This is a genomic window from Cupriavidus sp. CP313, from assembly GCF_054072015.1.
This window is the reverse complement of sequence record NZ_JBSVZB010000025.1, coordinates 40,661-54,055: the sequence shown is the minus strand read 5'-3', so window position 1 is coordinate 54,055 and position 13,395 is coordinate 40,661. Positions and strand designations below refer to the sequence as shown.

At 69.9% G+C, this 13,395-nt stretch carries 10 protein-coding genes; 7 read left to right on the top strand and 3 right to left on the bottom strand.

Going from position 1 to position 13,395, the window contains the following annotated elements; translation table 11 throughout:
* Window positions 1-19 precede the first annotated feature (19 nt).
* A complete protein-coding gene (locus ACW4E8_RS28605; RefSeq protein WP_035820799.1) occupies window positions 20-910 on the top strand; it encodes a LysR family transcriptional regulator in 891 nt (296 codons plus the stop codon).
* Here the strand turns inward: ACW4E8_RS28605 and ACW4E8_RS28600 are convergent.
* Entirely contained in the window at window positions 907-1,257 is a 351-nt protein-coding gene (locus ACW4E8_RS28600) for a four-helix bundle copper-binding protein (RefSeq protein WP_456807584.1), read from the bottom strand. The genes ACW4E8_RS28605 and ACW4E8_RS28600 overlap by 4 nt on opposite strands.
* A gap of 322 nt (window positions 1,258-1,579) precedes the next feature.
* Between ACW4E8_RS28600 and ACW4E8_RS28595 the strand changes: the two genes are divergently transcribed.
* Window positions 1,580-1,954: a hypothetical protein gene (locus tag ACW4E8_RS28595; protein WP_456807583.1), complete on the top strand. Its 375-nt coding sequence runs from the start codon at window positions 1,580-1,582 to the stop codon at window positions 1,952-1,954.
* Window positions 1,955-1,972: 18 nt separating this feature from the next.
* Here ACW4E8_RS28595 and ACW4E8_RS28590 read toward each other — a convergent pair whose 3' ends face one another.
* Window positions 1,973-3,964 carry a diguanylate cyclase domain-containing protein gene (locus ACW4E8_RS28590; RefSeq protein WP_456807582.1) on the bottom strand — a complete coding sequence of 664 codons (1,992 nt, stop codon included), beginning with the start codon at window positions 3,962-3,964 and terminating at the stop codon, window positions 1,973-1,975.
* Window positions 3,965-4,196: 232 nt separating this feature from the next.
* On the opposite strand from ACW4E8_RS28590, the gene ACW4E8_RS28585 reads away from it, so the two are divergent.
* The 4 genes from ACW4E8_RS28585 to ACW4E8_RS28570 all read left to right on the top strand — a co-directional run bounded on the left by ACW4E8_RS28585 (window position 4,197) and on the right by ACW4E8_RS28570 (window position 11,514).
* Window positions 4,197-7,442: a bifunctional diguanylate cyclase/phosphodiesterase gene (locus tag ACW4E8_RS28585; protein ID WP_456807581.1), complete on the top strand. Its 3,246-nt coding sequence runs from the start codon at window positions 4,197-4,199 to the stop codon at window positions 7,440-7,442.
* Window positions 7,443-7,605: 163 nt separating this feature from the next.
* Complete coding sequence (locus tag ACW4E8_RS28580; RefSeq protein ID WP_456807580.1) at window positions 7,606-8,700, top strand: putative 2-aminoethylphosphonate ABC transporter ATP-binding protein; 1,095 nt, start codon at window positions 7,606-7,608, stop codon at window positions 8,698-8,700.
* Window positions 8,697-10,424, top strand: a complete 1,728-nt coding sequence (locus tag ACW4E8_RS28575) for a putative 2-aminoethylphosphonate ABC transporter permease subunit (protein WP_456807579.1) — start codon at window positions 8,697-8,699, stop codon at window positions 10,422-10,424. Before ACW4E8_RS28580 ends, ACW4E8_RS28575 begins: the two co-directional genes overlap by 4 nt.
* 61 nt (window positions 10,425-10,485) lie before the next feature.
* A complete protein-coding gene (locus ACW4E8_RS28570; protein ID WP_456807578.1) occupies window positions 10,486-11,514 on the top strand; it encodes a putative 2-aminoethylphosphonate ABC transporter substrate-binding protein in 1,029 nt (342 codons plus the stop codon).
* A gap of 82 nt (window positions 11,515-11,596) precedes the next feature.
* Here the strand turns inward: ACW4E8_RS28570 and ACW4E8_RS28565 are convergent, their stop codons facing one another.
* Window positions 11,597-11,920, bottom strand: coding sequence for a PadR family transcriptional regulator (locus ACW4E8_RS28565; protein ID WP_456807577.1), 324 nt, complete (start codon window positions 11,918-11,920; stop codon window positions 11,597-11,599).
* A 537-nt stretch (window positions 11,921-12,457) separates the two neighbouring features.
* Between ACW4E8_RS28565 and ACW4E8_RS28560 the strand changes: the two genes are divergently transcribed.
* A complete protein-coding gene (locus ACW4E8_RS28560) occupies window positions 12,458-13,387 on the top strand; it encodes a DMT family transporter (protein WP_456807576.1) in 930 nt (309 codons plus the stop codon).
* Window positions 13,388-13,395 lie beyond the last annotated feature (8 nt).

Here is a 13,395-nt window from a genome sequence, read left to right as displayed (position 1 = left end):
AGCGACATCCCTCGGCCGCATGCTCATCGCCCAGCTCAAGTCCTTCTTCATGGTGGCCCGCATCGGCAGCGTCACGCAGGCCGCCAAGCGCCTGGGCCTGTCGCAGCCCACCATCACCGCGCAGATCCGCGCGCTGGAAGAAGCCTACGGGGTCGAGCTGTTCCACCGCGGCGGGCGCCGCCTGGCGCTGTCGGACGCGGGGCTGGCATTGCTGCCGCGCGTCGAGGCGCTGGTGCAGCAGGAAACCGAGATCGATTTCTTCCTGCGCCATTCGGGCGACCTGCGCACCGGCAGCCTGCGCGTGGGCGCGACCGCGCCCTACTATGTGCTGGAGCTGATCCGCGGCTTCAGCGAGCGCTTTCCCGCCATCGATGTCAGCGTGGTGACGGGCAATTCGCAGGAAGTGCTGGAGGCGCTGCAGGAATACCGCGTCGATATCGCCACCTCGTCGCAGCGGGTGGACGATGCGCGCCTGTCGCGCGTGCTGCTGGGCGTGGATCCGCTGATGCTGGTGGTGCACCGCACCCATGCGCTGGCCGGGCACACCGAAGTGGCCGTCAGTGCGCTGGCAGGCTGCCGCCTGCTGATGCGCGAACTCGGGTCGACCACGCGCATCGCCACCGAAGACATGCTGGCGCAAGCACGCGTGAGCCCCGCCGCGCAGATGGAGATCGGCAGCCGGGAGTCGATCCGCGAGGCGGTGATCCGCAACCTGGGCGTATCGGTGATCGCCCGGCACGAGGTGCCGAGCCATCCGGACCTGCGCGTGCTGGGCTTCACCGATGCCTCGCCCTGCCTGCACGAGTATCTCTACTGCCTGCGCGAGCGGCGCGGCGCCAGGCTGATCGATGCCTTCGTCGCGCTGGCTGACCCGCCGCAGGGGCAGCAGGAATCGGGCGGGGACCGCTAAGCCGTCATCTTCAGGCACTGCTCCATGCAGGCTGCGCAGGCGCGGGCGCATTCCTGGCAGTGCTCGGCGTCATGGTGCTCGCATTCCTCCTTGCACCACTTGCAGACTTCGGCGCAGTCTTCGCACACCAGCGGCGCGAACTCGCTGTTGCGCAGCATGTAGGACGCGGCCAGCTGGGCGATGCCGGCGCAATCCATGTCCAGCGCGATGCAGCGCGCCATCTTGCGCACGTCCTGTTCTTCCAGGCAGGCCGCGGCGCACTTGAGTGCGGCAGCGGCTGCGGCATTGCAGGCGGCAATGCAGTCGGCGTAGCGGGCGGCGTTTTCCTGCACGGTGGGTCGGATCATGGAACGTCCTCCTTCGGGGGTAGGTGGAAGGGACCAGCATGCCCGCGGTGCCGGAAGCGGCGCACCCGCACCCGCACGGGGCATCGTTATCCACAATAGCAGGCGCTGCGGGTTCCTGTCGGCCCGGTATTTGCAGCGCCGCGCTGGTTACAATGCCGGCTGGGCGAAGCAGATTGGCGACGGCGCGCACGCAGCGCAGCCGTCACCTGCGACAATGGCCGGGCACCACCGGCCCGCATTGCGCATCTAACAGGCACGGTCCGGCCGCACTGGCGGGGCCGATGCAAACACACACCGGCAGCACGGGGAAGGAAGGCACATCATGGGCGAGGCAAAACGGCGGGGTACCCCCGAGGAGCGTGCGGCACAGGCACGCGCAAAGATAGAGGCCTTGCGCCCTGCCCAGCTGGTCTGCGGGCACTGCAAGACCGCGTTCGCGCAGTTCGACGCGCTCGACGTGCCGGGCCTGCCCGGCGTCGATGCCGTGTTCGGCGGCGAATGCCCCAACTGTGGCAACGACGTGGTGGTGTTCAAGGGCGCGCCCGACGCGGTCGCCCAGGCCATGATCGCGTGGGAGAAGATGCTGGGCGCAGATGCGCAACTGGGCTACCAGTCCAGCGATGGCCGCCACGTGCCGTTCGAGCCCGAGGGGGCCGGCGGCGCGGCGTCGGACAAGCCCGGCGGCACCATCCACTGAGCCCTCGGCCGGGGCTGCCTACTGCGGGCTGAGCTCGCCCGCCAGTTCCGGCGGGCCGATCTCATAGCGCCCGCGGCCCGCGCCCTTGGCGCGGTACAGCAGCACGTCCGCCAGCCGCATCAGTTCGCGGTCCTGCGCCGGGCCGCCGTTGTAGAGCGCCACGCCGATGCTGACGTCCACGTCGGCGGACACGCCCTCGAAGCCGAAGGGCTCGTCCATCGCCTGCAGGATGGCCTGTGCCACGCGGCGTGCCGCGGCGGGCCGGGTCATGTCTTCGAGCACCACCGCGAACTCGTCGCCACCCAGCCTGGCGACGGTGTCGCGCTCGCGCACGCAGCGGCGCACGCGCTGGGCAAAGGTCTGCAGCAGCTGGTCGCCGGCGGCGTGGCCGTGAATATCGTTGACGGCCTTGAAGCGGTCCATGTCCAGGTACAGCAGGGCCATCAGCGTGCCATGCTCGCGGCTGCGCGCCATCGCCGCATGCAGCTGGCCCTCGAATGCGCTGCGGTTCATCAACTGCGTCAGGTGGTCGGTGCGCGACATGCGCGCCAGGCGCTGCGTCTCCAGCTTGCGCTGCGTGATGTCCTGCACATGGATATGCACGCCCACCACCTCGCTGCCGTCGGCGCTCCATTCCGGGCGCAGGCTGCTCTCCATGCAGTGGTATTCGGGGTCGCTGTCTTCGGTTTCGAAGGTCACCGCAGTGCCCGCCAGCGCGCGCTGCATGAAGGGCTGCACGCGCGCATAGCGGGCCTCGCCCAGGATTTCGCGCACGTGCCTGCCGCGCAGGTCCTCCGGCTTCAGGCCGAAGACACGCTCGTAGGCCTGGTTGTTGAACACATAGCGCTCATCGGTGTCGATGAAGGCCAGCAGCGACGGCAGCGTGTCGGTCACCGCGCGCAGGCGCCGTTCGCTGCGGTCCAGCGCCTGGCGGCGCTCGCGCACGTCGCGCATCAGCTTGATGAAGGCGCGCGTCAGGTCGCCGATCTCGTCGCGCTGCTGCCGTGTCGGCAGCCGCTCGAACGCGGACAGGTCGTTGGCGCTGGCCTGCACCACCTTGTGCAGGCGCGCCAGCGGCGCCAGCTGGCGCCGCACCGCCAGCCAGATCAGCAGGGCCACTGCCGCCATGGCCACCCCGGCCATGCCAAGGAAGCGCTGCTGCATCTGGTGCAGCGGTGCGTAGGCCTCGCGCGCGGGCAGCAGCGCCACCAGTTCCCAGCCGGTGCTCGACATCAGGTAGCGCGCGATCACCGGCCGCGCCGGCGTGAGGAATTCCAGCGGCGCGGGGCTGTCATCCTCGCCGCAGGTATCGGCCACGGCCAGCGCCGGCTGGCGCGCCTGCGCGGGGTCGGGATGGCGGATGTAGACCGGCTCGGGGCCGGCCGACACCAGGCAGTAGTAGCCGGTGGTGCCGAGGCGGTTGTGCAGGATCTCGACCAGGAAGTTGGCGCTGGACAGGTCCAGCCAGCCGCCCACCAGGCCGACGAAGGTCTGGTTCGGCGCCAGCACCGGCACCGCGACCATCACCCCCATCTGGCCGTTGGTGCGCGAGCGGATGGGCGGCGACACCACGGGCGCGAGCGAGCGGGCGGCCTCGCGGAAATAGCTGCGGTCGCCAATGTCCGCACCGGCGCCGCGGTTGCTGACGATGTTGCCCTGCATGTCGGCGACCAGCAGCGCGTTGAACGCGGCCGGCACCGGGATCGCGGCGGACAGCGTATCCAGCGCCCGCTCGCGCACCGCGGCGGCTTGCGCGCCGTGCGCCTGCGCCAGCAGGCCGCTGAGTTGCGCAGCCTGGTGCGACAGCAGCACGATGCGGTCGTTCATGGCGGTGTCGAGCTGGTTGGCGGTCAGCTTGACGACGGAGTCCTGCTGGACCTGCAGCGCATCGTGCAGGTCGCGGTGGGCATCGTACAGGGCGGTCAGTACGATGCCGGTGCCGAACACCGCGGCCAGCACGGTGGTGATGATCGCAATGCGCGCTTTCAGCGTGGGTGTGTAGACGGGCATGTAGGGCGCAGTTGGGGCGCTAGCGGCGCGGACTGTCGCGTACTTGGGGGGGCGCCTCCGGTGCAACCCTACCATACGCCGCCGTGGCGGGGCATGCGGTCTTTCCCCCGACCGGGTTCAACCCCCGGGCGGGGGTGTGCGCGCTGCCTGTGCCACGGTATAGTCCCCCGTTAATGCGAAGGCACGTCCACGCAGACGGCATGCCCCTGCTGCATGCCGGAACCGATCGACCATGAGACTGACTTCGCTTTCCCCTGCCTTGTTGTCATTGCTGGTCGCGGCCGGCGGCGCGCTGTTGACGGCAGGGGCATGGCTGCAGGCGGAGCGGCTCGAGCGCCGCGAGGCGCAGCAGCATTTCGACGCGCTGCTGGGACAGGCCGGCAGCGCGCTGCGCGAGCGCATGCTGGAGAACGAACGCCTGCTGCGCGGCGTGGCCGCCGTGCTGACCGCCAACCCCGACACCTCGCGCGCGCAGTGGCGCGACTATCTCTATACCGCCCAGCTCGACGACCTGCCCACCGGCACCCAGTCGATCGGCTACGCGCCGCTCACGCCGTTGCAGCGGGTGCCGCGGCTGGTGCAGGCCGCCCGTGCCGACGGCCTTGCCGACTACGGCATTCATCCCGGCGGCACGCGCGACCTGTACGCACCGATCTTCTATATCGAACCGCTGGACGGGCGCAACACGCGCGCCGCCGGCTTTGACATGCTGTCCGAGCCAACGCGCCGGGCGACGCTGGAAGCCGCCCGCGACAGCGGCGAACCGCGGCTCACGCCCGGCCTGGCACTGATCCGCGAAGCCGAGGCGGCGCAGCGCCAGCACGGCGCGCTGGTATTCCTGCCGGTCTACGCCGGCGAGGCGGCGGTCGGCACGGTGGCGCAGCGGCGCCAGGCAGTGCTCGGCTATGTCTACGTGTCGCTGCGCCTGGGCGACCTGATGCGCGCGGTCGGTGCCCTGGCGGCGGCGGAACTGGAGCTGTCGCTGTACGAGGGCTCCCCGGCCGCTCCCGGGCCGATGCTGTCCGGCGGGCCGACCGAGGGCGAGCGCCGCGAAGACGGCAGTGCCGCGCAGCTGCAGGGCGAGCGCCAGCTCCAGTATGGCGGCGTCACCTGGACGCTGCGCGGCGCCACGCGCCCCGCCTTCGAAGCCGCACATGGCCCGCGGCAGGCGTACCTGGTGCTGGCCGCGGGCACGCTGGCCACGCTGCTGCTGGCGTGGCTCACCCATGCACTGGCACGCCAGGGCCGCGCCGCGCGCCAGCGCGAAGCGCAGGCCGTCCATGCCTGGGAAGATGACAACGCCATGCTGCAGGCGTGCATGGCGCAGTCGGCCGATGGCTTCCTGCTGGCCGATGCACAGGGCGTGGTGGTGCGCGCGAGCGAGCGGGCCGGGCAACTGTTCGGCGCCGATCCGGCGGCACTGGCCGGGCGCAGCCTGGACACCCTGGTTCCCGGCGCCACCGGCGTAGTCCCCAGCGGCGCTGCGGCAGGGGCCGAGGCCCACCGTGAACTGGCGGGCGTGCGCGCAGACGGCAGCCGCTTCGCGCTGCGCGCCAGCGCCGCGCGCCTGCCTGCGGCCGACGGCGGCACCGCGCACTGGCTGTGGGCGATCACGGACCTGGAGCCGGAACGGCGCGCCCAGCAGGCCGCCGCGGTGCAGGCCGCGCGCTATGCCGGGCTGCTCGACCATGCCGCCTTCTGCGTGATCACTTTCGATGAGGACGGGCTGATCACCGGCATCAACGCGGCTGGCCAGCGCATGCTCTGGTACAAGGCCGCGGAACTGGTCGGCCACATGCACATGACCGGCCTGCATGTTGCCAACGAACTGGCCGACCATGCCCGCATGCTCAGTGGCGAACTGGGCGAGCCGGTGCCGCCGGGGCTGCCCGCCCTGGTGGCCAAGGCACGGCTTGGCCTGACCGATGAGCGCGAATGGACCTGGGTGCGCAAGGGCGGCTCGCGCATGCCGGTGCAACTGGCGGTGTTCGCCTTGCCGGCGCCCATCGAGGCTCCGGCCGCTGACGCAGCGCCAGCCGGTCCCGCCGATGGTGCCGAGCCCCGGTCCGCGCCGTCGCCTGGCTACCAGGCCATCGGCTACGACCTGACCGAGCGCCTCCGCGTCGACGAGTACATCCGACACCTGGCGCTGCACGACCCGCTGACCGGCCTGCCCAACCGCGCCGAGCTGAGCGAGCGCGCGCAGGCGCTGCTGCTGCACGCGCGCAGCCACGGCGAGCGCGTGGCCCTGCTGCTGCTCGACCTGGACCATTTCAAGCACATCAACGACTCGCTCGGCCACCCGGTCGGCGACGACGTGCTGCGCACCATGGCCGACCGCCTCAAGGGCACGGTACGACAGGGCGACCTGGTGGCGCGCATGGGCGGCGATGAATTCGGCGTGGTGCTGGGCGGCCTGCGCCACGACAGCGAAGCCGAGCTGATTGCCGCCAAGATCCAGGCGCGCGTCAATGAAGAACTGCAGGCCGGCGGCCAGCGCCTGCGCGTGACGCCGTCGATCGGCATGGCGATCTTCCCGGACGATGGCGATAGCCTGACCGAGCTGCTTAAGGCTGCCGACTCGGCCGTCTACGCGGCCAAGCACGACGGGCGCGCGCAGTTGCGCCGCTTTGCCAGCGCCATGGCCGAGGCCTCGCTGGCGCGCTTCACCATCGAAGGGCTGCTGCGGCGCGCGCTCGCCGGCGATGAGTTCCGGCTGCGCTACCAGCCGATCGTCGATGCCGCGACCCTGGCCATCACCGGCGTCGAGGCGCTGATTACCTGGAACACCCCAGAACGCGGCGCCATGCAGCCGGCCGAGTTCATCCCCATCGCCGAGCAGAGCGGCCTGGTGGCGCCGCTGGGCGAATGGACCCTGGCCACCGCCTGCCGCGAGATCCAGGCGCTGCGCCAGGCGCTGGGCCGCGAGATCGAGGTCGCGGTCAATATCTCGCCGCTGCAGCTGCGCCAGGCCAACTTCCCCGATACCGTGGCGCACTGCCTGCAGCAGGCCGGCCTGCCGCCGCAGGGGCTGGTGATCGAAGTCACCGAAGGCATCCTGGTCGACGGCGGCGAGACCACCATCGAGACCTTCCGCCGGCTGCGCGAGCTGGGCGTGGGCGTGTCGATCGACGACTTCGGCACCGGCTACTCCGGGCTCAATTACCTGACCCGGCTGCCGATCAGCCGGCTCAAGATCGACAAGTCCTTTGTCGACGACGTGGCCACGCCCGGCCACGACCAGGCGGTGGCCGCGGCGATCATCGCGCTGGGCCACCAGCTGCACCTCAAGGTGATTGCCGAAGGGGTGGAGACGGCGGCGCAGTTCGAGTTCCTGCGCGCGCAGGGGTGCGACGGGCTGCAGGGGTTCCTGTTCAGCCAGGCGGTGCCGCAGCAGGCGCTGCGGGAGATCCTGGAAAGGGGGATGCGGGTGCCGACCCCCACGTCTGCGGGCGCCACTGCGCTGCGCGAGTCATAATCGTCCAGGGGTACCATTCGTAACTTGCCGGCGTGTCCGCGCCGGTGGCCGATCCCAAATCCCCCGATACCTCCATCGAAATACTTTGCCGATCTGCCACACGGCTGGCATCTGCGTTGCCTATGCTGGCGAGCGATTCAATTGAGATTGCGGAGATTCGGTCATGCAGGCAGGCAAGTCCGGGGAGGGCCGGGCGTTCCTGGCGGTGGAGCAGGTCAGCAAGCGCTTTGGCAGCTTTGTGGCGCTGGACGGCGTGTCACTGTCGGTCGGCCAGGGCGAGCTGCTGTGCCTGCTGGGCCCGTCCGGGTGCGGCAAGACCACGCTGCTGCGCATCATCGCGGGACTTGAGCGCGAGGACGCAGGACGCATCCATGCCGGCGCGCGTGAACTGACCGGGTTGCCGCCGCAAGCACGCGACTACGGCATCCTGTTCCAGTCCTATGCGCTGTTTCCCAACCTGACCGTGGCGCAGAACGTGGCCTATGGCCTGCACGGGCGCGGCATGGGACGCACGCACCGCGACGCGCGCGTGGCCGAGATGCTCGACCTGGTCGGCCTTGCCGGCAGCGAGCGCAAGTTCCCGGGCCAGCTCTCCGGTGGTCAGCAGCAGCGCGTGGCGATGGCCCGTGCGCTGGCGCCGGCGCCTTCGTTGATGCTGCTCGATGAGCCGATGTCGGCGCTCGACGCCCGTGTGCGTGAGCACCTGCGGATGGAACTACGCCAGCTGCAGCGCCGCCTGAACATCACCACCGTGATGGTCACCCACGACCAGGAAGAGGCCATGACCATGGCCGACCGCATTGCCGTGATGGACGGCGGGCGCATCGTGCAGGCCGGCACCCCCGCCGAGATCTATGAGCAGCCGGCGTCGGCCTTTGTCGCTGGTTTTGTCGGGCAGGCCAACTGGCTGCCGGGGCGCAGCGCGCAGGCCGGGCGCTTCACCGTTGGCGAGGGCAGCCAGGCCGTCGATTTCCTGGTCGACTCGCCGCAGCCGGCGGCATCCGCCGGCCGCCTGTGCTGCCGCCCGGAAGCGGTGCGGCTGGACCCGGATCCCGCCGAGCCCAACCGGCTGCTGGCGCGCGTGGTCGACCAGACCTACCTCGGCAACCGCTACCGGCTGGCGCTGGAAGCGGACCGCCTGCCAGGGCTGACCCTGTTTGCCGACGTGGCGCGCGAGGCGCGGCACCGGCTGCCCGACGCGGGCGGCCACAAGTTCTGGATTGCGCTGCCCGCGCAGGCGTTGCGGGTGTTTGCATGATGCGCGCGGTCACTGTCGTCCTGCCCGAGGATACACAGGCAGCATCGCTGCGCGGCACCGGCCTGGCCTCCCGGCTGGCGCACGGTGCCCCTGCCGCGATGAAGTGGATCTGGCTGGCCGGGCTGGCCGTCGGCTTGCTGCTGCCGTTGCTGGCGCTGTTCCGCCAGGCCTGGTTCGATGCGGCGGGCCAATGGGCGCTGGGCGCGCGCATGGCGGCGCTGGTGACCAGCCCCAACTTCCTGCCGATGCTCGGCCGCAGCGTGGCGGTGTCGCTGGCGGTGGTGGCGCTGATGGTGCCGCTGGCATTTGGCTTTGCCTATGCGCTGCAGCGTTCCTGCATCGCACTGCGGCCGCTGTGGCGCGGCATTGCGCTGCTGCCGCTGTTTGCGCCGTCGCTGCTGCCGGCGATCGCGCTGGTCTACCTGTTCGGCAACCAGGGCATCTTTCGCGGCGCCTTCGGGCAGGGCGGCATCTATGGCTTCTGGGGCATCGTGCTGGGCGAGGCCTTCTACACCTTCCCGCATGCGCTGATGGTGCTGGTGGCGACGCTGTCGCTGGCCGATGCGCGCCTCTATGAGGCGGCGCGCGCGATGGGCGCCAGCCCGTGGCGCACCTTCTGCACGGTCACGCTGCCGGGCGCGCGCCAGGGCCTGTTCGCCGCCGCCTGCCTGGTGCTGACGCTGGTGATCACGGACTTTGGCGTACCCAAGGTGGTGGGCGGCGGTTACCCGGTGCTGGCGCTGGAAGCGTACAAGGCGGTGGTCGGGCAGCAGCAGTTCGACCGCGGCGCGCTGATCGGCATGCTGCTGCTGGCGCCCGCGCTGCTGACCTTTGCCGTGGACATGGCAATGCAGCAGCGCCAGCGCACGCAGATGGGCAGCCGCGCGCAGGTGTATGTGCCGGCGCCAGAGCGGGGCCGCGACAGCGCGTGCCTGCTGCTGGTGGCGCTGGTCAGTGCCGCGCTGCTGGCAGTGATCGCCACCGCGGTGGGCGCGTCGCTGGTCAAGCTGTGGCCGTACAACCTGGGCCTGACGCTGGCGCATTACGACTTCGACAACATGGACGGCGGCGGCTGGCTGGCCTACCGCAACAGCCTGAAGCTGTCGGTGCTGACCGCGCTGGCGGGCACGGCGGCGATCTTCCTGGGCGCCTGGCTGACGCTGCGCACGCGCGGCCCGGCCTGGCTGCACGGTGTGCTGCGCGCGGGCTTCCTGTTGCCGATGGCGGTGCCGGGGCTGGTGCTGGGCCTGGGCTATGTGTTCTTCTTCAACGCGCCCGGCAATCCGCTGCACGCGCTGTACGGCACCATGGCGCTGCTGGTGCTGTGCAACGTGGCGCACTGCTACACCACCGGCCACCTGACCGCGGCCGCGGCGCTGCGCCAGCTCGACAACGAGTTCGAGGCCGCGGCGCTGTCGCTCGGGGTGGCGCCGCTGGTGACGTGCTGGCGCGTGACCGTGCCGGTGTGCCTGCCGGCACTGCTCGATATCTTCCGCTACCTCTTCGTGTCGTCGATGACCACGGTCTCGGCGGTGATCTTCCTGTACAGCCCCGACACCGTGCTGGCCGCGATCTCGGTGCTGAACATGGACGATGCCGGCGACACCGCGCCCGCTGCCGCGATGTCGACGCTGATCCTGCTGACCTCGGTGCTGGCGGCCTTGCTGCTGCACGCGGTCTCGGCCGGCTGGCTGCGCCGCGCGCAACGCTGGCGCGCCGGCTGACCTTTGCCCGATTCGCCTTACCCCTGCATTCCGGAATACTCACCGAACCCAAGGAGAAACCATGTCCCGCATCACCAACCTTGTCGCGGCGCTTGCCGCCGCGGCCGCCCTGCCGCTGCTGGCGGGTAATGCCTGCGCCGCCACCGTGCTGACGGTCTACACCGCGCTGGAAGCCGACCAGATCGCCGCCTACAAGGCCGCGTTCGAGAAGGTGCATCCCGATATCGAAATCAAGTGGGTGCGCGACTCCACTGGCATCGTCACCGCCAAGCTGCTGGCGGAAAAGGCCGCGCCGCGCGCCGACGCGGTGTGGGGCCTGGCCGGCTCCAGCCTGGCGATCCTGGACAAGGAAGGCATGCTCGACCCGTATGCGCCGAAGAACCTGGCCGCGATCGATGCCAAGTACCGCAGCCCGGCCAACCCGCCGGCATGGGTCGGCATGGACGTGTGGGGCGCGGCGATCTGCTTCAACACCGTGGAGGCGCAGAAGCAGGGCCTGCCCAAGCCGACCTCGTGGGCCGACCTGACCAAGCCGATCTACGCAGGCAAGGTGGTGATGCCGCACCCGGCCTCGTCGGGCACGGGCTTCCTCGACGTCAGCGCCTGGCTGCAGATGATGGGCGAGCAGAAGGGCTGGCAGTACATGGATGCCCTGCACAAGAACATCGGCCTGTACACGCACTCGGGTTCCAAGCCGTGCAAGATGGCTGCGCAGGGCGAGTTCCCGATCGGCATTGCGTTCGAGTACCGTGCCATGAAGTCGAAGAAGGAAGGCGCGCCGATCGATATCGTGCTGCCGAGCGAAGGCCTGGGCTGGGACATCGAGGCCACCGCCATCGTCAAGGGCACCAGGAACCTGGACGCCGCGCGCAAGCTGGCGGACTTCTCGGCCTCGCGCGACGCGATGGCGCTGTATGAGAAGAACTTTGCCGTGCTGGCCGTGCCCGGCATTGCCAAGCCCGACGCGCTGCTGCCCGCCGACTACGAGAAGCGGCTGATCAAGAACGACTTCCGCTGGGCGAGCGACAACCGCGACCGCATCCTGGCTGAATGGAGCAAGCGCTACGAAGGGAAGGCGGAGAAGAAGTAAGGTACAAGGCGCGCCTGGCGGCGAGGGAATGGCCCGCAGAAACGGGTACGCTCCCCGCGCCGCGGCGGCCGCCCTGGCCGGATCAGGCCAGGCGCGGCTGTTCGTCGGTGGCCGGCTGGCCGGCGTGCAGGCGGCGGTAGAGATCGTCGATGCGCTTGCGGCTGGCCTGCAGTTCTTCGCGGCCGCGCTCGGTCAGCAGGTAGACCCGGCCGATGCCGTCGCGCAGCACGCTTTCCAGATAGCCTTCCATTTGCAGGGCGCGCAGCAATGGGCGCACTGAGCCGATATCGACCTGGAAGCCGTATTCCAGCAACATGTCGGCAAGCATGGCCACCGTAGCCGGGACTTCGAGCGCAAATTGCAGGACGTAGACGCGGGCCAGCAGGCCCAGGAACTGTCGTTTCATGTGGACTGGCAACGCGGCAGACGCCGCGCCGGTTGACGCAGGCGCTGTCCGGAGCTTGGGGTTTGCAGGCGTTGTGACGCCGGCGGCGCGGCAGCCTGTCATCCTGTTGGACTGGCAGTGCCGATGCGCCGGGCAAGGCGCATTTTACCCGTTCGGACAAAAAAGAAGCCGCCAGGAGCCCTGGCGGCTTGTCGGGAATGCGTCGGAGGGGTCAATTAACTCTGGCGCAGACCAGAGTTTAATTTAATCGAAGGCGGCTTGTCACGCGTCGGCAACAGCGCCCCCTCCAGCGTGGGGTGATGACGAAAGCCTTTGGTAAGAAAAGTGACGAGTTCGCGCGACATTGTGCCGAGAACGGCGCTCAAACATGTCGTAGATCAGTCAACATCACTCAAATTCCTAGGCGGAAAGCGGGTCGCCATCGTGGCGACGGCGGGGCACAGGTCCGAATCCGGCTTGCGGTATGCGCTGCACAGGCGTCCAATCGCGGCAACCCTCAACCTGCGCCGGCTTGCACGGCGCCTCCCGGTTCCCCCGATGAAACCCGCCGATCTCGCCCGCTTGCTTGCCCTGGCCGCCATCTGGGGCGCCAGTTTCCTGTTTATCCGCATCGGCGCGCCGGTGCTGGGACCAATGCCGACCGCCTTCGCCCGGGTGTTGATCGGCGCGCTTACGCTGGCGGCATGCCTGCCGCTGCTGAAGCTGCGCTGGGATATGCAGGGCAAATGGCCGGCGGTGCTGGCGCTGGGGGTGGTCAATTCCGGTATCCCGTTTGTCATGTACGCCGTCGCCGCGCTGTGGCTGCCGGCCGGCTATTCGGCCGTGTTCAATGCCATGACCCCGCTGATGGGCGTGCTCATCGGCGCGCTGGCGTTTTCCGAACGGCTCACGCGCGCCAAGGCGCTGGGGGTGCTGCTGGGCGTGGCGGGCGTCGCGGTGCTGACCCGCACCGGACCGGTGGCGTTCTCGGCCGACGTGTTGCTGGGCGCGCTGGCCTGCCTGCTGGCCACCGCCTGCTACGGCCTGTCCGGCTTTCTTGCGCGGCGCTGGATCACGCAGCGCGGCGGACTGGACAGCCGGCTGGTCGCCGCCGGCAGCATGGTCGGCGCCACCGTGTTCCTGCTGCCCTTCTGCCTCGCCGCGCTGTGGCGCCACAACACGCTGCCCGCTGCGGGCGCCGGCGTGTGGGCGGCCATGCTGGGGCTGGGCGTGCTGTGCACGGCGCTGGCCTACATCCTGTATTACCGCCTGATTGCCGACCTGGGTCCGGTGCGCTCGCTGAGCGTCACCTTCCTGATCCCGCCGTTCGGCATCGTCTGGGGCGCGCTGTTCCTGGGCGAGGCACTGTCGTGGGCGCATGCGGCGGGTGGCGCGCTGATCGGGGTGGCGGTGTGGCTGGTGTTGCGGCCGGTGGCGGGGGCGGAGCAGGGCGCCAGTCCGGCAGGTGGTGTTGCGGTCAAACGTTGAAACTGCGG